The organism is Providencia sp. PROV255 (genome assembly GCF_028478065.1).
Taxonomy (GTDB): domain Bacteria; phylum Pseudomonadota; class Gammaproteobacteria; order Enterobacterales; family Enterobacteriaceae; genus Providencia; species Providencia rettgeri.
The window spans coordinates 178,002-197,727 of sequence record NZ_JAMPMI010000003.1; the positions used below are offsets into that span (position 1 = coordinate 178,002).

The following is a 19,726-nucleotide window of genomic DNA, read 5'->3' on the forward strand; positions in this document are numbered from 1 at the left end:
GACAGCTATGACCGTTGGTTATTTGCCACCCGCTTGCTTATATTCCGCGATAGCTTGGTCAACCGAACAATCATCATTGATTAATGCATTCAGAGCCTTAATGACTGCTGTTGGGTTTTCGTGCTGCCATACAAAGCGCCCGTATGTCACACCACCAACACCAATATCTAATGCTTTACGTGTATTTGTTAGGAAGCTAACAAGATCGCTCCCCATATCACCACCAGCTAAAGCAACCATAGCTGGGCAACTATCAACGACAGATTTAAATGTCTCAGGGGAACCAGACCAGAGTGTTTTGATGATATCGACACCTAGCTCAGCGCCTGCGCGAACACAGTAAGCGAGATTTTTCGCATCAAAACTGTCTTCAATCATTGGGCCTTTTGGATAAATGTGTGCGACTAAAGGCAGTCCTGCGGAAGCAGCGGCTTTCGATACTTGGCCTAAAAATGTCAATTGCTGTGCCTGTTCTGGCCCGCCCATAATACAGCCGACTGAAATTGCGTCTGCTCCTAAACGAATGGCTTCTTCAACGTCAGCAACGGGTGTGTCATAAGCTTCATGGTAAGGTATGGAGTAACTTGTCGCTTTCATGATGATAGAAACATCGGAAGCAACATATGGAGGATAAACTTTTTCAATAATACCTTTATGCATCGTAATAGCATCAGGTGCACCCGCAACAACCTGTTTCATGACGGATTTAATATCACCAATTCCCGGTAATACACCACGTGTAATCGGATGATCCATGGTAATTGCAAGAAGACGGCTAGATTTTTTATTTAATAATCTTTTTAAACGGATTTCTTTTCCTAAAAACATATTGATGACCTCTTTAAATCAATGAGTGAATTAATTAACTAAATTTTGAGGATGGCCAGATAAAAAGGCTTCGATATTGTCCATCATCATGTCTGATAAGGTTTGTATGGCTTCAAAACTAGCCCATGAGATATGAGGAGTAAGAATAAAATTTGATAACTGGGTTAATTTCATCATATAACTTTCTTTTTCAGGTGGTTCTGAAATACAAACATCAAACCCAGCACCTAATATTTTATTATTTATTAGAGCGCCATATAATGCTTCTTCATTAACGATCCCACCTCGTGCAGTATTAATTAAAATACAAGACGGTTTCATCTGTTCGAATTCTGGAAAGCTAATTAAATCCTTGGTGGATTTGAGTAATGGACAATGAATAGAAATAATATCGCTTTTCGCAATAACATCTTCAAAAGGTGTATATAGTGGGCCCATATTATTCGTGCCCTTGTATGTGGAAAATAACACCTTCATACCAAAAACTTTTGCGATATCAGCAACTGCCTTACCTAAGACACCATCACCAATAATACCAAGCGTCGAGCCAGCTAAGTTATTAATTTTATAATCAAAATAACAAAATTGACCTGATTCTTGCCAGCGACCATTTCGTACTGATTGTGCATAGGCTAATAAGCTACGACGTAAGGCTAAAATCAAGGTAAACGTATGCTCAGGAACTGTATTTATTGCATAAGTCCTGATATTAGAAACTAATATATTACGCTCATTGCAAGCACCAATATCAATCACATCCGTTCCTGTTGCAGCGACAGAAATAAATTTAAGTCTCTTTGCAGCTTCAATAACTTTTTTAGTTATTCTTACTTTATTGGTAATAATAATGTCTGCATTTTTTACTCGCTCAATAATTTCATCTTCCGATGTTTTCCCATACAGTTCTAAACTATATTCTTTATTTATTTTCTTAATATTTATTCCTTCGGGGAAAGTTTCATGATCGAGAAACACGATTTTAACTGTCATTTTTATTACCACCCAATTAACTAACAAAATGAATATCAATTAGACTTTTTGATTTAATAAAATTATATAATTCACTTATCAGGAAGGCATTGTAAGAATGACTAGTTTTCAATGTAAAAAATTGAATATAATTGTGCATATGCACAATTTGTTATGAATTCGATCACAAGAATGTGATGAATAAAAAATCGGCCACTTAAAACAAGTGACCGATTTAAAATAAAGTGAGTTAATAACTCAACATTAGAAAAAGGTTGGCATTTCCTCTATAACATCATATTTATCATCAACAAGATAAATCACTTTCCATTTATCAAATGTAATACAGGGATGAGATGTCCCAAATACCAGTATATCACCAACTTGGAAATCACAATTTTCATCAAAAGATAAAATGGCATGTTGGTCCATTAAACCAACTGTTTTCGCACTATTAGTTTGAAAATAGACTGGCTTCCCCTCTCGGTATTGCATTAGAGGCTGAGGCAAACCTGCATCAAAGGCGACATCTCTTTTGCCAAAATTAACAATCGCTCGTCCCCTCTCAGGTACTGACTGAATTAATGCCACAATTTCCATCGCTGGCATCAAATCGCCATCTAACTGGCAGGCCATACTATCTCTAACTTTCAATGCGTTCTGAGCTTCATCATAAATACCGTGGTCATGTGTAATATAACATCCAGGGCGGATCACAAACCGAATAGGTTTAGAAAGATGAAACTCTGCCATTTTTTTACTGACCAGATCATACCAAACTGAACCTGCCCCAGTTATTAATAGCTCCCCTGAATAACGTGCAAATACACCTAAGTTATCCAGTTTTTGACTGGTGGTTAACACTCGCTGTAAAAATTGCTGTATCTCTTCAATATCCTTTTGAGCATCATCACTATGAATAACGCCTTCATAGAATTCAATGCCAGCAATCATTAAAGAAGGGAGTTTGGTTAACTCATTTGCCAATATGATGGCTTCTTCTTCACTTCGACATCCACAGCGTCCACCATTAACCCCTAACTCAATCAGCACATTTATGGTTAAATCTAACGATGAAAAAATAGCCGCCAGCTGTTTTGCATGAATCACGCTATCAACACAACAATAAATATTGGCTTGATTTAATTGCACTAACTCTGCAAGTAATCGAATATTGGTTTTACCCACGACTTGATTCGCAATAATGATATTCTGAACACCTGACTCCACTGCCACCTTGGCTTGATAAGCTGTTCCTACACTTAGCCCCCATGCACCTTGAGCAATTTGTCGTTTAAAAATGGCAGGCGTCATGGTGGTTTTACCATGTGGAGACAACGAAACATTCGCCACATTCGAATAATGCTGCATCCATGCAATATTATTTTCCAGCTCATTACGCTTCACTACCACCGCAGGCAAACACACATCCTCATGTAGAATGTTTACCGAAATACCTTCCTGATTTAATGTGGCTGATTTATGCCCTACGCCTGCTAACACATTCAGTTTCGTCATTTTTTTCCCTCAACTTGCTGGTTACTGGCTTTTGGCTGTGTTTTCTCTCTCGTGAGTAATATTTTCTAGTACTTCTTCACGACTGAGTTTATTTTTTGGTGTTATCAATGTCACAACAACCGCGCAGACCAAACTGATGGCTAATGCAGGGATTACTGGGTTGCCTAATTTTGCAGACCACTCTGGCGTCAAGATAATCGTTAATGATGTTGAACTCCCCGCAACCAATGCAGCAATACAGCCTTGCCAGTTAAAACGATGCCAGAATTTACCCAATAACACGGTTACACACAGGCCTGACATAATCATTGATATCATTTTGGTAATGTAGCCGATAATGTCATTCGAAGTTAATGCAAAGACAAGTGCTAACAAGATGACGCCAAGTAAGAAGATACGAGATAAATTGATCGCTTTCTCAGGTGGAGGCATCCTACCTGTTACCATCGTATAGATATCACGTAGGATAATAGAAACACCCGCGATAGCATCTGAGCTGCCTGATGACATATTGGCAGACATACCTGCAATCAATACCACCATCGCTAACACGTGCGGTAAAGCATTAGTTGCATATAAGAAAGCAAAGCTGCTGTTTTCTAAATTCGGCTCCATCACATGCGTTGCCATCCCGATAATCGCAGGTAGGAACGAAAACCCCATATACAGTAACCCTGTAATAATAAAGGACTGGCGGATAGCTTTAGTTGATGCTGCTGAATAAATACGTTGGCGATATGACGGTGTCGCTAATACACCAATGCCAATGACCACAGCCAATGATATCGCAGGTAAAACGCCTAATTTACCAATACCGAATAAAGTAAAGGCGTCAGGGTCTGTACTCTTAACAACAACATCCCAACCACCAACATAGCTTACCGAAGCAACCGCTAGAATGATAAACCCGAGGAATAAAACAATTGATTGCAGTGTATCAATCCATGAAACCGCTTTATAGCCACCAATCCCCACGTAAAAAACAAAGCCAACTGCGATAATGATCTTCGCAACAGTAATATCAATATCTGCCGCCCATGCTAGGTATAAACCGCCGCCAAGAATATGAGCGCCCAGCCAGCCTATCGATGCTAAAAATATTAATAACGCAACCAAGTTTTTCACTAAACGGCTGCCGCCTGTGTAATAGCAGATCTCTTCACTCATGGTCATAAAGCGATAATTTCTTACTGGCGCAAATAACCAAGCCGTTAGTAAGATCCCCGTCGCTCCACCAATCCCATACAACATTCCCGCCCAACCATTGGAATAACCAAAACTGACTGCACCAATACTTGAGCCCGTTCCCACCATCGTACCGACAGTTGAACCGAGAGTGAGTAGCATAGGGAGCTTTCTGCCCCCAAGAATGAAGTCTTCACCGGTTTTTTGATGCCTTGTGACGTACCAACCCACAAACATCATCACAAATGCATATAACAAAAACCACATTAAGAAATTATTATGTTCCATAGTAGCCTCTCATCGCCTTAGCAATTAAGATTTGAATTTGCTGTTGAAGCAGGTGATATCCACTTCAACCATACAATCGACGACAAGGTCAGCGACAAAGCACACCCGCGCAGGTGGGTTATCTGCAAAGAATTGCTGAAATACTTTATTAAAAGATTGGAAATAGCGCGCATCACTTAATACCACTTTCATATGCACAATATCTTGCGTAGCAAATCCCGCATCTTTCATAATGTTTAAACAATTCTCGATAGCCAATTTAGATTGCGCGATAATTCCGCCATCAATCACTTCCCCGTCAATCATGGGTGTTTGCCCTGAAACATACAGCCATCCGTCAGCTAACACGGCTTTAGCAAAAGGCAATGATTGCCCGCCAGTACCTTTTGAGCCTTCAATTCCGAATCTTTTAATCATTTTTATCTCTCTTTTATTTATTTCTTTCTAAGAATTTACCTGCTCTATTCCCTGTCATTTCTTTTTTGGTATAGGTCAGAACACCATTAACAAACACATATTCAATGCCATCTGCTTTTTGTTTTGGGTCTTGGAATGTGGCTGTTTCATTAATTTTTTCAGGGTCAAATACAACGATATCTGCGAAATAATTTTCTTGAATAAGGCCCCTATCCTTTAAAGAAAAACGTTGTGCTGACATGCCTGTCATTTTGTAAATCGCGGTGGTCATTGGGAAAAGCTGCTCATCACGGCTATAGTGGCTAATAACTCGAGGGAAAGTTCCCCAAAGACGAGGATGTGGATTAGGGTCACGTGGTAAGCCATCAGAACCCACCATACTGCTTGGGTGCTGTAACACACGACGCACATCGTCTTCGTGCATTTGGAAATAAATAGCTCCCGCAGGAACAATTTTTTCTGCAACTTGGAAAATATCGCTACTCCACATTGCGGCTATTTCTTTTAATGTCTTACCCGCGACTTCAGGAAATGGTGTCGACCAAGTTACTAGAATGTCATAGTCTTCAGTAACTTGTGTGATATCTAAGTTTGATGAACCCGCACGATATGGATAACAATCGCAATTGATATCCTGCATGACTTGGTATTTTTCAATGAGAGCCAGCGTTTCTTTTGTGCGTCCCCAGTTTTTTGCCCCAGCACACTTATGGTGGGAAATTTGCACAGGAACTTTTGCATGACGACCAATATGGAAGGCTTCATGCATCGCATCAATGATACCGTCATATTCAGTTCGCATATGAGTGGTATAAATTCCCTGATGCTCTGCTAATAATTCAGCCAACTCACAAATTTCTTCGGTCGAAGAATTAATCGCGTTACCGTAAGATAAACCAGTGCTTAGCCCTAAAGCCCCTTCATCTAACGCACAGGCCAATACTTGCTTCATATGAGCGATATTGTCTGGCGTCGCGGGCTTTAATAAGTCTGTTACACAATTATTTCTTAAAGTTGTATGCCCTATTAATGTCGCGACATTAACAGTTGGCTTCACATTATTAATTTTTTGTTTATAACTGGCTAAATCAGCAAATTGAAATTCGCTTAATTCACCTAATAAATTAATTGGGTCAGGAACTTCGTCCTTTAATGTTGCACACGCTGCACTGATACCACAATTACCGACAATAATTGTCGTTACACCTTGCGATGTTTTTTCGATATATTCAGGCTTATCAATCACAATTAAATCGTCATGAGTATGCACATCAATAAATCCAGGTGATAAAATTAAACCTGAGCAATCAATTATTTTTTCAGCATCTTCACTTATATTTTTTGATATTTTAATAATCCGTTCATCTTTAACGGCAATATCACTGACAAACTCAATTTTACCACTACCATCTATTACAGTGGCATTTTTAAAAACATAATCGTATTTCATTTGAATATCTCTTTAAGATTAATTAGTTTGATTTTTAAATGCGATATATGCAGATATAAATGCTTTCGCTTTTTCTCTGGTTTTCTCTGGTGTTTGGCCTATTCGATAAAGATCATTTCCCAACCCTGCACCATGGCAGCCAATACTTAGGTATTCATGCAAGTTATTCGGCGTGATACCTCCTACCGCATAAATGGCAATATTTTTTGGGATCACTGACATCAGCGATTTCACATAATTAACCCCAAAAGGCGCAGTAGGAAAGATTTTTAAATTAACAGCACCAGCGTCAATCGCGGTAAAAGCTTCTGTTGCTGTTGCACAACCTGGAAATATTTCCATCTTATTTTCAAGAGCAGTCGTGATCACAGAAACGTTAATGTTAGGTGTGACAATAATTTTAGCGTTCATTATTGCCAACTTTTCAACATTGCTTTTATTGATCACAGTACCGGCACCGATTTTTAATTTATCGCCGTAGTTTTCAATCGCTAATGGAATACTTTTTTCCCACTCGGGAGAGTTAAGAGGAATTTCTATATAATTAAAACCTTCATCTGCAAGGATAGCGATATGTTCTAAAACTTCGTCAGGTTTTATTCCCCGTAATATTGCAATAAGCGGTATTTCATTTTTAGAATTCATAACAATCACCTAATAAAAAACCATTAATAATATTTATTTGCATTGCGTTTCTTTTAATATTGAAATTGCACCCAATCCAGAAAAAGGCTGTTCCTTTTTATCGTCTAATAGGTGTATTTCCCCAGTGAAGTAACTATCATTTTTAATTAACTCTTTAAGTGCATCCGCTAAAATAGGTTTTCCACTAATAACAATTTTTATATCGCTAGTAATATTAAGAGCTTGGCTATGTTTTATTGCGAGTAAATCTGACGCCAAAATAGCTCCCAATAAAAAACTTGAGCGTTGGTCAAGTGTCGCTTCCGTGAAAAGGTCTAGTAGCCTCACCGAAAAACAACTTCTCGCAATCCCTACTTGCAGACTAAGCTCAGCACCTTTGCGTAAATATTCTTTATCTAAACATTGAACAAATTGGTGTTCTAAAGAACTGGCTAAGATAGTCTGGTGCGTTAATGTATCGAAGATTTCCCCTGCCATCGTTGTTGCCAATGCAACCACATTATTATTTTCATCAAGACGTACAAACTTAGAATGCGAGCCGGGCAAAATGACTAAGGCAGGGCCAAGATCCGGTTGCTGTGTTAGAATGCCAAAAACTTCAACTTCTTCACCACGCATTACATCTATACTTTCAATTGAATCAAACGTCATATTTGCCACGTTATTTTTAACGCCTGGTATAAAAATAATCGGTTTTTCACTGATCTCCTTGATAACACAAGGCATTGTGGCTTTAGCAAGTTGCTGCATTGAAACCGGGGTCACTTGGTGAGGTAAGTGACACAGCCCAATTTCGGATGTAATCATGCCAGATGCAACGAGCTGATAATTTTCTCTTTCTTCAGCACTCACTCCTAACAACAGCTTATCTAGTACTATTTTTATTGATTGAATTAACAGCGTTTTATCGCCATTTTTTGCACAATCCCTAATACCAACTTCAACACTTTGTTCACGAACAACCGCGTTATTTTTCCATGCTCTAACTCGGGTATTCGTTGTCCCTGTATCAATGGTCACTATCAACATGTTTATCCCTTTAAAATAACGGAACGTCGTTCCTTTTTTAATAACATACATTAAAATATAGGAATGTCGTTCCGTTTTTATAAGAATAACGACAGCGATCACAATCAAAAAATCAAATTCAATGAAGATCAATACATTACGTACTGCATGTTTTTTCAGAGAAAAAAATTGCATCGAGGTAAAAATGGAACGACGTTTAAATAATGAGTACAATGAAAGAGCTTAGCGTGAGTGAGGAGCCTACGATGACGAAAGAAAGTCAAGCAAACTCGTCGAGTATCGACAGAGTACTGACCATACTTGAAGAGATTAGTAACCATTCTGACGGAATTTCTTTGGCCGAATTGGTCAAGAATACGGAAATTCCAAAAACCACGGCTTTTCGCGTATTAGAAACACTAAAAGAACGCCAATATGTCAGCTTAGACCATCTTACAGAACGCTATAACCTTGACTTAAAAAGCCTCGAATTAGGCATTAAAGGCTTAATGAATGTTAATTTAGTCGAAGTTTCAATCCCTTATTTAAAAACGTTGTCGAGTTCAACGTTTGAAACTTGCTTTTTAGGGGTTTATAACAGTGGCCATGTGGTCTATCTCTATAAAAGTGAAGGAACGCTATCCATTCAAACTTCCGCAAAACTGGGTGCTCGACTACCCGCTTATTGTACTGGTATAGGGAAAGCTTTATTAGCCTTCCAACCGTTAGAAGAAATTGATGCAGTACTGGATAAACCGTTAACCAAATACACTGAAAAAACAGTTATCGACCGCATGAAACTGTATGAAGTTTTGGCCGATATTCGTATAAAAGGTTTTTCTTTAGATAATGAAGAAAATGAAGAAGGGCTCACCTGTGTTGCTAGGCCGATATTTAATTATACCGGTAATGTGATCGGCGCGATTAGTGTCGCTGGGCCGACTCACAGAATGGTTTCCAAAATAGACCGTGTTAATGAAGAACTTGCCCACGTTTGCTTACTGATTTCCCGCCGCCTTGGCTATATCGAGCCAACCAGCACTAAATAAAACAAAAAACCCCATCTCATATGAGATGGGGTGCCAAAATAGCAATATTTGTTGTTTACACAAGAACAAGTTGTACAAAAGCAATGTACTGGCCCACCTCCTTGTGGAACCCAACCTAATGGCGATTTCTCACCAATTGATACCGACGAGTCAGGTATTCGATAGGTGCACTCCAAATGTGCACTAAACGGCAGAATGGGAAGAGTAAAAATATCGTCATCCCCAACACAATATGCAGTTTAAAAACGATGCCAACACCTTCAAGGTAATTGGATGCCCCCCAATGGAATGTCACAATAGACTGCGCCCATCCCACTAATTTCAGCATTTCGCTGCCATCCATATGTTGTGCTGAGAATGGAATGGTAAGTAATCCTAAGCAAACTTGCACCACCAGCAAGGTTAAAATCATGATGTCACCGAAGGATGAAGTTGCCCTCACTCGTGGGTTTGTTAGGCGGCGCTTCAATAGCATCGCACCACCAATTAACATCATCACACCTGCTGCGCCCCCACCAATCATTGCCATTAACTGCTTAATATGCATTGGCAAGAAAGATTCATACATCCAGTGAGGCGTTAGCATGCCTAAAAAGTGGCCGACAAAAATCCCAATAATCCCCAAATGAAATAAGTTTGATGCCAAACGCATATTCTTTTTATCCAACATTTGGCTGGAACCCGCTCGCCACGTGTATTGCCCATAATCGTAACGTAACCAACTACCGACAATAAATACCGTCCCAGTGATATAGGGGTAAATATCGAAGAAAAATTGATTGATAAAATTCATTTTTGAACTCCTACATGGCTGCTGCCCACACTGAGATCCAAATACTGTGGTACCACCGCATTGGCGAAGCGATGTTGATGTGCCGCCACTTCGCTACCACATGTTTTTTCATCGGCAAAAAATTTCACTTGCTCCTCTTCCCAAACCGCATCTAATGCCTCTGGGGTGTCATCCCGTGCTTCGGTTGCCACTTGTTTGCTTAATTGCTCCGCCGCAATATCGCTATGAGAAAGCTCAAGTAAAAAATCAAATAAAACAGAGAAACGGCTTTCTCGCTGTTTCAGCCTTTCCCCTAACAACGCTAAAATTGGCGCAATATCCTGCAACCCCTCGATAGTTTCATTGGTCGGTAATACCGTTAGATATTCCAAATAAATGGGCAAATGGTCAGGTAATTCACGGCAATCAATTTGCAAACCGTGTTGCTGATATTGAGCCATTAAATCCACCATCGCTTGTCCTCGGTCTCGGGACTCACCGTGCACATGCTCAAATAGCAATAATGATGTTGCGCGGCCTCTATCAAACAGCTCACAATATTGCGCCTGCATATCAAGTAAGTCTTCGTTAAGATACTCGCGCACAAACACCATCAATTGAACAGCCCGTGTGACAGGCAGCTCATCAGCCTGTTCTAGTGCTTCAATGAGCTCATCGCGATGTAACCAAAGTGCTTCAGAAGGGTATTCCAATAACCGAGAAATCACTTTTAGTGTCATCATAGTGCTTTCTCCTGATTATTTTTTGGTGTGATATCAATGGCATCAATTCGCCTGCTATTAAATAAATTCGCTTTGCTATCGCTGCCATGGCAACCATCACCAAAACTAAAGCCACAAGCTTTAGCTTCAGGGAATGCTTCGCGTGCCAATTCTCGATGACTGGATGGAATGACAAAACGGTCTTCATAGTTAGCAATGGCTAAATAGCGGTACATTTCTTGTGCCTGAGCTTGTGTTAAGCCAACTTGTTCTAACGCGCTGGTATCACATTGGTTTTCCACGGTTTCTGCCCGTTTGAAATGGCGCATCGCTAACATACGTTTTAACGCCAATAACACCGGCTCGGTATCCCCCGCCGTTAACAAATTCGCAAGGTATTGCACTGGAATACGTAAGCTTTCTACATCCGGCAATACACCGTTATTGGCTAAAAGCCCTGAATCTGCCACTGACTGGATCGGTGACAAAGGTGGCACATACCACACCATTGGTAACGTGCGATATTCAGGATGCAGTGGCAGAGCTAAGCGCCATTCCATCGCCATTTTGTACACTGGGGATTTCTGTGCCGCATCGATCACACTTAATGGGATCCCTTGTTTTTGCGCTTCTTCAATCACTTTTGGATCATGAGGATCAAGGAAAACATCAAGTTGGCTCTGGTAAAGGTCAGTTTCCTTTTCTACACTGGCCGCTGACTCAATTTTGTCCGCGTCATACAGCAATACCCCTAAATAACGGATACGACCAACACAGGTTTCAGAGCAGACCGTTGGCATGCCTGACTCAATACGTGGATAACAGAAAATGCATTTTTCTGATTTACCACTTTTCCAATTGAAATAGATTTTTTTATACGGGCAACCGGTTAAACACATACGCCAGCCGCGGCATTTATCTTGGTCAATCAACACAATACCGTCTTCTGAGCGCTTATAAATTGCCCCACTTGGGCAGGTCGCGACACACGCTGGGTTTAAACAATGTTCACAAAGGCGTGGTAAATACATCATGAATGTATTTTCAAACTGCCCATACATCTCTTTTTGAATATGTTCAAAGTTTTTATCTTGGGCTCGCTTGGCGAATTCACCACCTAAATCATCTTCCCAGTTTGGTCCCATTTTGACGTTACTCATTCGCTCACCCGTAATTAATGAACGAGGACGTGCTGTCGGTACGTGCTTACCTTCTTTGGCATTTTTTAAATGGCCGTAGTCATAATTAAATGGCTCATAATAATCATCCAAGGCAGGTACATCTGGGTTAGCGAAGATTTTCGATAAAACACCCACTTTGTTTCCCATCCGTGGAACCAATTTCCCCTTAATGGTGCGGATCCAGCCGCCTTTCCATTTCTCTTGGTCTTCCCAATTTTGGGGATAACCAATACCCGGTTTGGTTTCGACGTTATTAAACCATGCGTATTCTACACCTTCGCGGCTAGTCCACACGTTTTTACAGGTCACTGAACAAGTGTGACAACCAATACATTTATCAAGGTTTAGCACCATGCCGACTTGAGAACGAATTTTCATTATGCTTTCTCCTTTCCGCTCAAGGTCTGCTGGTAGGCATCACCTTCACCATCCAGCCAGTCAACCTGTTTCATTTTGCGAACAACCACAAATTCATCACGATTAGAACCTACTGTTCCGTAATAATTGAAGCTATAGGCAAGGTGCGCATAGCCACCGATCATATGGGTCGGTTTCGGGCAAACACGCGTGACCGAGTTATGAATTCCACCACGTTGAGCCGTAATTTCAGAGCCGGGTAAGTTGATCAGCCGTTCTTGGGCGTGGTACATCATGATCATGCCATCAGGAATACGTTGGCTAACGATCGCTTTGGCGGTTAATGCCCCATTACTGTTAAAAGCTTCAACCCAATCGTTATCTTCAACACCCAGTTCACGAGCATCTTCTTCGCTAAGCCAAACAACTGGACCACCGCGGCCTAACGTCAACATTAATAAGTTGTCGCTGTAAGTAGAGTGGATCCCCCATTTTTGGTGCGGTGTTAAAAAGTTCAGTGCTTTCTCAGGAAATCCATTCGATTTTTTCCCCATAAGAGGCTGAGCCGCTCGAGTGTCAATCGGTGGGCGATACACCACAAGGCTTTCCCCAAAGGCGCGCATCCATTCGTGATCTTGATACAATTGCTGACGACCACTGAGCGTCCGCCATGGGATCATTTCATGTACGTTGGTATAACAGGCGTTGTAGGAAACATGTTCATCTTCCAACCCTGACCATGTAGGGCTTGATATAATTTTACGCGGCTGCGCAACAATATCGCGAAAACGGATTTTTTCGTCTTCTTTATAACGAGCAAGATGAGTATGGTCGCGGCCCGTTACTTTGCTTAACGCATCCCATGCTTTTACTGCCACTTGCCCATTAGTTTCAGGCGCGAGTGTTAAAATGACTTCTGCGGCATCAATCGCTGTTTCAATTTTTGGTCGCCCTGCATTAGCCCCCTCAGGCTGAGTTTTATTGAGCTTTTTCAGGAAATCAATTTCATCTTGCGTATTCCAACTGATGCCCTTACCACCATTACCCAGTTTATCCATGAGTGGGCCAAGAGAGGTAAAACGTGCATAAGTGTTTGGGTAGTCACGCTCAACACAGATAATATGTGGCGCTGTTTTCCCTGGAATAAGCTCACACTGCCCTTTTTTCCAATCTCTAACATCAAACGGTTGTGCCATCTCGGCTGCACTATCATGTTGAATCGGCAACGTCACCACATCCGTTTCTTTGCCTAAGTGCCCAACGCTGACCTCAGAAAATGCTTTGGCAATCCCCTTATAAATTTCCCAGTCGCTTTTGGATTCCCAAGCTGGGTCGACCGCAGCTGACAATGGGTGAATAAATGGATGCATATCCGAGGTATTCATATCGTCTTTTTCATACCAAGTAGCGGTCGGTAAGATAACGTCCGAGAACAGGCAGGTGCTCGACATTCTGAAGTCGAGAGTCACCACTAAGTCAACTTTCCCTTCTGCCGCTTTATCTTGCCATTCCACTTCTTCAGGTTTGACGCCGCCTTGTTGGCCTAAGTCTTTGCCTTGAATACCATTTTCAGTACCCAATAAATATTTCAATAAATATTCATGACCTTTCCCTGCAGACCCCAATAAATTTGAACGCCAAATAAACAGGTTATGTGGGAAATTTTGAGGATCATCAGGTTGCTCTGCTGCAAAGCGAATATTCCCTTCTTTCAATTGCTTAACAGTATAGTCTGTGGGTGACATACCTGCATTTTGTGCATTCTTCGCAATATTTAATGGGTTTACATTTAATTGTGGCGCTGACGGCAGCCACCCCATGCGTTCTGCACGTACATTCATATCAACTAAACTGCCGCTAAAGGCGTGTTTATCGGCTAGAGGCGACAGCAACTCTTCTGTTCCCACCGTTTCGTAACGCCATTGGCTTGAATGGTTATAGAAAAAAGAGGTGCTATTCATATGACGAGGTGGACGCTGCCAGTCCAAACCGAATGCTAAAGGTAACCAACCCGTTTGTGGACGTAATTTTTCCTGCCCAACATAGTGAGACCAGCCGCCGCCGCTCTGCCCAACACAACCACAGAAAATCAACATATTGATAATCGCACGGTAAGTCATATCCATGTGGTACCAGTGGTTAATCCCTGCCCCGACAATCACCATCGCACGACCGTGAGTTTTCTCTGCGGTATCCGCAAATTCACGGGCGATACGAATGATATTTTGGCGGCTAACCCCAGTGACTTTTTCTGCCCACGCCGGTGAATACGCTTTCATATCATCGTAATCAACCGCACAGTTTTCATCACCAAAACCACGGTCAATACCGTAGTTAGCAAGCATCAAATCATACACACTAGTAACCAGTGACTCGCTGCCATCGGCAAGCTGAATACGTTTCGCAGGTAATTTATGCAGTAAGACGTCTTTCAGTTCAACGCTTTGAAAATGCTCACTTTCTAAACCACCAAAGTATGGGAAGCCAACCTCAACAAATTCATCATGGCTATCTGCCAAGCTGAGTTTCATTTTTATGTCATGTGCATCTTGTCCCGCACGCGGCTCTAAATTCCATTTTTGGCTATCATCCCAACGGAATCCCATTGAACCTTGTGGAGCACATAATTCGCCCGTCTCTTCATCAATCGCGATGGTTTTCCATTCGGCATTTTTCTCTTCGCCTAAAGAATCAACGAGATCCGAAGCACGCAGCATACGCCCAGCAACATAGGCACCATTTTCGTGCTTATCGAGCATCACCAACATAGGCATATCGGTGTAAGTTCGCACATATTCACGGAAGTATTCTGCTTCACGTTTTACATGGAACTCATTGAGGATCACATGCCCCATCGCCATTGCCATGGCGCTATCTGTTCCTTGTTTCGGGTTCAACCAATGGTCACATAATTTGGCAATTTCCGCGTAATCCGGCGTCACCGCGACTGTTTTAGTCCCTTTGTAGCGGACTTCTGCAAAGAAGTGAGCATCTGGCGTACGGGTTTGCGGAACGTTAGAACCCCAAGCAATAATGTAGGATGAGTTGTACCAGTCCGCAGATTCAGGTACATCAGTCTGTTCGCCCCACGTCATTGGGGATGCAGGTGGCAAGTCACAATACCAGTCATAAAAGCTCAAGCATGAGCCACCAATTAATGATAAATAGCGCGCCCCCGAGGCATAGGAAACCATCGACATCGCAGGAATTGGTGAAAAGCCAACAATGCGGTCAGGACCAAATTCTTTAATCGTCGCGACGTTTGCCGCTGCAATCAGTTCATTCACTTCCTGCCAACTTGAACGAACAAAACCACCGCGACCACGAGCTTGTTTATAGCTTTGTGCCTTTTGCGGATCATTGATAATAGATAGCCACGCTGCAACAGGGTCTTGATGCTCTGCTTTTGCTTCACGCCACAATTTAAGTAAGCGCTTACGCATCATTGGGTATTTAACACGGTTTGCGCTATATAAATACCAAGAGTAGCTCGCCCCACGAGGGCATCCTCTTGGTTCATGATCAGGTAGGTCTGGGCGAGTGCGTGGGTAATCCGTCTGTTGGGTCTCCCAAGTGACTAACCCATTTTTGACATAAATTTTCCAGCTACAAGAGCCAGTACAATTAACACCATGGGTGGAACGCACGACTTTGTCATGCTGCCAACGGCTACGATAACCATCTTCCCAATCACGATTTACATTTAATTCTTGCCCGTGATCACCTGAAAAGGTCTCGCCTAACTGCTTAAAATACCGAAATCTATCTAAAAACTTGCTCATCGGATTGCCTCCAAAGAGACGGCGACCGGCGCCGTACATTGCTAAAATTGATTTTTATGACTTGTTATTATTTGTGTTTACGGCCATATACCAGCCATGTGATAAACACACAGGAAAGATAAAATACAAAAAACACTTTCATCGCATCTGCCGGTGACCCCGTCAGTGTTAGTGATGTACCGAACGCTTTTGGAATAAAGAAGCCACCTATTGCCCCAATTGCAGAAATAAACCCTAGAGCCGCAGCACTTTCTGTTACCGCCTCTTTTTGGGCTTCTTGCTCTGAAGCTCCTCTTAAGATGGCTTTGTCCATAGTTAATTTACGGAAAACGACAGCAATCATTTGGAAGGTTGAGCCACTACCTAGCCCTGCCGTTAAAAACAACACCATAAATACGCCATAAAATGCTCCAAAAGAGCCTCCTTGGCCGTTTTCTGGTAACGTAAAAAATAGCAAGCCGGAGAAAACCGCCATGACCACAAAGTTCAGTAATGTGACTTTCACACCACCAAAACGGTCAGACAACATGCCGCCGACTGGACGAGCTAGAGCTCCGAGGAAAGGGCCAAAAAAGGCAAACTTCAAAATAATGACGTCTGGGAACTGCGTTTTCGATAACATAGCAAAACCGGCAGAAAAACCGATAAATGAGCCGAATGTTGCCAGATATAACAGGCTTAATACCCATAGATGACCCCGTTTCAAAACAGGTAACTGCGCTTTAAGAGATGCCTTATTCGCCGCTAAATCATTCATGCCAAACCAAGCCATCACAGTAAAAAGCAGCAGAAATGGCACCCAAATCCAAGCGGCATTTTCTAACCACAACGTTGAGCCATCCGGCTGAGCCGCTCCAGCTCCACCCACAAAAGTAAATACGCCAACACCTACAATGAAAGGAGCCACCAATTGCATGACACTGACCCCTAAATTACCTAACCCACCATTTAGACCAAGTGCCCCGCCTTGGCGAGCTTTAGGAAAGAAGAAGCTGATGTTGGCCATACTGGACGCAAAGTTAGCGCCAGCAAAACCACAAAGTAGGGAAATAATGACAAAGACTTGATAAGGCGTGGCAGGGTTTTGAATCGCATAACCTAGCCAAATACATGGGATCACTAAAAATAGTGTACTAATCGCCGTCCAGCGACGCCCACCAAAAATAGGAATAACAAATGAATAAGGGACTCTTAATAAAGCGCCTGAAACGGAAGGTAATGCGGTTAATAAAAATAATTGGTCTGTCGTAAAATTAAAACCCACTTTATTTAAGTTAACTGCAACTGCACTAAATAACATCCATACGCAAAATGCGAGCAATAAACATGGAATAGAAATCCATAAATTACGATTTGCAATACGCTGCCCTGTTTGCTGCCAAAACCGAGTATCTTCAGGACGCCAATCCTGTATAACTCCGTTATTTGACGGTGCAACTACGTTATTAACATTATCTCGTTGAGACATAAATCACCCCGATAAATACAATTTCTGTTCGCAGTGTGTGGCGAATAGACCACCGTGAAGCTGATCTAAATCAAGAGAGACTTAAATGAAATATTCGCGTTTTTTTTCGTTAACCACTAGAGGGGTATTAGGAGTACAAGCCAATAACAAATTGAATTAAAACAAAAAAATTTATTACTCGGTAATTTTATGTATTGGAATTTAAAGCGAATATTTCAATGGGATATTAAGGAGTAATACCGAAGTGGCATATTCAATTTTATATAATAGAGAAACAATATCTACGTTATCAAAAATAATGAATAAACATGTACCGTAGAAAGGATTATTTATGTCTATTGCTTATCACCGATTTTCAATCATTAACCAAGTTATTGGTTTAATGTTATTGATTGCCGTACTCGGTATTATTGGCATGACAATCTCAAATAGTATGATCATTAGTGTGCAAGGAAATGCACATGCAATTAATAAATCAGGCTCATTGCGGATGCAAAGCTATCATTTACTTTCATTAGTACCACTCAACCAATATTCTGACGTATATGTAAGTGAACTTGAGAAAAATTTATTAAGCGATGAACTGACACAAGTCGTCGAAATAGAAGATTTAAAACCGCAATTTTCTGAGATTTATCAATATTGGGTTACAGAATTAAAACCTGCACTTAACCATGCAGTTTCGCCTAATGATGCACGGCTTGCGGTCGTTACTTTTGTTAATAAGCTTGATGCATTAGTTCGCAATATTGATGAAAAAACAGAACGAAAGATAACCTATGTAGCAATCACTCAAATGGTATTTATTAGCCTCGTTTCGTTGCTACTTATTTTTGCTATCTGCCATTTTAGAAAGAAAATTTATACACCTTGGCTTAAGTTACTTCATATGGTGAATGCGATTAGTCACCAAGATTTTAGTCAGCGCTTTCCTGCAGGCAAAAAACAAGATGAGCTAAATTCACTGGGCCAAACGTTAAATCAAATGTCGGATGAGCTTGCACAAAGTTACCATCAATTAGAATCCCGAGTTATCGAAAAAACGGCTGACCTGCAAAATAAAAATAAAGTATTACTCTATTTATACCAATCTAATCGCACCTTACATGCCATTGGGCCATTATCAGTCAGGTTAGAAAAAGTATTATCTGAGCTTAAAAGCTTAATACCGCTACAGAATATCAGCTTGAGACTATACGAAGAAAATAATGATACCTACTTTCATGAAATTCATTGCCCAGAAAACGAAGAGCACTCTCTCAAGTCACCCAAGGTAACTGAACAACTTAAAGTAATATCATGGGAGATTTCCGATAACTTACAGCGTTATGGCATGATTTTGGCTGAAATAGATATAAATCAGCCATTATCTGAAGAGCAAAATAATTTAGTGCTGATGCTAGTTAAACAAATTGCTGGAATGCTAGCGATGGAGCACCAATTAGAACAACAACAGCAGTTACTGATTATGGATGAACGCTCGGCGATTGCGAGAGAATTGCATGATTCAATCGCACAATCATTATCTTGTCTCAAAATGCAAATTAGTTATCTGCAAATGCAACCTAAAACATTGCCAACTAAGCACCAAGAACTATTAAACGAAATGCGTAATGAAATAAATTCCGCTTATAGCCAATTACGTGAACTTTTAACAACCTTCAGGCTAAAATTAACTGAACCCGGCTTATTCCCGGCTTTAGAAAGCACAATCCAAGAATTCAGTCAGCGCCTTGGTTTTCAAATTGGATTAAATTACCAAATTCCAGCAAAAAGCCTCTCCCCACATCAATCTATCCATATTATCCAGATAATCCGAGAAGCTTTAAGCAATATTCTCAAACATGCTAATGCAAACTGGTCACAAGTCTCATTAATTGAAAATAACGGATTAATCACCATGACGATAGAAGATAATGGGGAAGGGATTCAGCCTCAGCCAACAAAAAATAACCATTACGGATTGATTATTATGAGAGAGAGAGCTCTGAGCCTAAATGGGAAATATCAAATTTCGCCAAGAGTTCAAGGAGGCACTACTGTTAATGTCGAATTTCCACTGACTGTGGCTTAATTGAATTGGAGTA

Annotated in this window: 15 protein-coding genes; 2 read left to right on the top strand and 13 right to left on the bottom strand. The window is 41.1% G+C overall.

Annotated elements, in window-relative coordinates:
- Positions 1-18: 18 nt before the first annotated feature.
- The 8 genes from PR725_RS02255 to PR725_RS02290 form a co-directional block, all read right to left on the bottom strand.
- Positions 19-828: a class I fructose-bisphosphate aldolase gene (locus tag PR725_RS02255; protein WP_196718271.1), complete on the bottom strand. Its 810-nt coding sequence runs from the start codon at positions 826-828 to the stop codon at positions 19-21.
- A gap of 30 nt (positions 829-858) precedes the next feature.
- The gene (locus tag PR725_RS02260; protein ID WP_272567387.1) at positions 859-1,818 is read right to left on the bottom strand and encodes a D-2-hydroxyacid dehydrogenase; all 960 of its coding nucleotides are present in this window, start codon (positions 1,816-1,818) and stop codon (positions 859-861) included.
- A 243-nt stretch (positions 1,819-2,061) separates the two neighbouring features.
- A complete protein-coding gene (locus PR725_RS02265; protein WP_272567389.1) occupies positions 2,062-3,315 on the bottom strand; it encodes an amino acid deaminase in 1,254 nt (417 codons plus the stop codon).
- 21 nt (positions 3,316-3,336) lie between these two features.
- Complete coding sequence (locus PR725_RS02270) at positions 3,337-4,788, bottom strand: sodium:solute symporter family protein (RefSeq protein ID WP_004907804.1); 1,452 nt, start codon at positions 4,786-4,788, stop codon at positions 3,337-3,339.
- Between the two features lie 24 nt (positions 4,789-4,812).
- Positions 4,813-5,205: a RidA family protein gene (locus tag PR725_RS02275; RefSeq protein WP_004259329.1), complete on the bottom strand. Its 393-nt coding sequence runs from the start codon at positions 5,203-5,205 to the stop codon at positions 4,813-4,815.
- A 13-nt stretch (positions 5,206-5,218) separates the two neighbouring features.
- Positions 5,219-6,655: an N-acyl-D-amino-acid deacylase family protein gene (locus PR725_RS02280; RefSeq protein ID WP_272524006.1), complete on the bottom strand. Its 1,437-nt coding sequence runs from the start codon at positions 6,653-6,655 to the stop codon at positions 5,219-5,221.
- An 18-nt stretch (positions 6,656-6,673) separates the two neighbouring features.
- Positions 6,674-7,300, bottom strand: coding sequence for a 2-dehydro-3-deoxy-6-phosphogalactonate aldolase (locus PR725_RS02285; protein WP_272567393.1), 627 nt, complete (start codon positions 7,298-7,300; stop codon positions 6,674-6,676).
- Between the two features lie 33 nt (positions 7,301-7,333).
- Complete coding sequence (locus tag PR725_RS02290; protein WP_042851494.1) at positions 7,334-8,329, bottom strand: 2-dehydro-3-deoxygalactonokinase; 996 nt, start codon at positions 8,327-8,329, stop codon at positions 7,334-7,336.
- A gap of 245 nt (positions 8,330-8,574) precedes the next feature.
- Here PR725_RS02290 and PR725_RS02295 point away from each other — a divergent pair, with 245 nt between their 5' ends.
- The gene (locus tag PR725_RS02295) at positions 8,575-9,357 is read left to right on the top strand and encodes an IclR family transcriptional regulator (protein WP_226538021.1); all 783 of its coding nucleotides are present in this window, start codon (positions 8,575-8,577) and stop codon (positions 9,355-9,357) included.
- A gap of 115 nt (positions 9,358-9,472) precedes the next feature.
- On the opposite strand, the gene narI is transcribed toward PR725_RS02295, so the two are convergent.
- From narI to PR725_RS02320, 5 genes are all read right to left on the bottom strand, one after another.
- Positions 9,473-10,150 (bottom strand): respiratory nitrate reductase subunit gamma, encoded by a 678-nt coding sequence (gene narI, locus PR725_RS02300; protein WP_196719632.1) that lies wholly within the window; start codon positions 10,148-10,150, stop codon positions 9,473-9,475.
- Positions 10,147-10,872 carry a nitrate reductase molybdenum cofactor assembly chaperone gene (gene narJ, locus PR725_RS02305; protein WP_267751103.1) on the bottom strand — a complete coding sequence of 242 codons (726 nt, stop codon included), beginning with the start codon at positions 10,870-10,872 and terminating at the stop codon, positions 10,147-10,149. Before narJ ends, narI begins: the two co-directional genes overlap by 4 nt.
- Entirely contained in the window at positions 10,869-12,410 is a 1,542-nt protein-coding gene (gene narH / locus PR725_RS02310) for a nitrate reductase subunit beta (RefSeq protein ID WP_109912751.1), read from the bottom strand. Before narH ends, narJ begins: the two co-directional genes overlap by 4 nt.
- The gene (locus tag PR725_RS02315; protein ID WP_272567400.1) at positions 12,410-16,171 is read right to left on the bottom strand and encodes a nitrate reductase subunit alpha; all 3,762 of its coding nucleotides are present in this window, start codon (positions 16,169-16,171) and stop codon (positions 12,410-12,412) included. The genes narH and PR725_RS02315 overlap by 1 nt, the downstream gene beginning before the upstream one ends.
- Positions 16,172-16,238: 67 nt before the next feature.
- Positions 16,239-17,639, bottom strand: coding sequence for a NarK family nitrate/nitrite MFS transporter (locus tag PR725_RS02320; RefSeq protein WP_102138107.1), 1,401 nt, complete (start codon positions 17,637-17,639; stop codon positions 16,239-16,241).
- 331 nt (positions 17,640-17,970) lie between these two features.
- Here PR725_RS02320 and narX point away from each other — a divergent pair, with 331 nt between their 5' ends.
- Entirely contained in the window at positions 17,971-19,713 is a 1,743-nt protein-coding gene (narX, locus tag PR725_RS02325) for a nitrate/nitrite two-component system sensor histidine kinase NarX (protein WP_102138108.1), read from the top strand.
- The last annotated feature ends 13 nt before the right edge of the window (positions 19,714-19,726 follow it).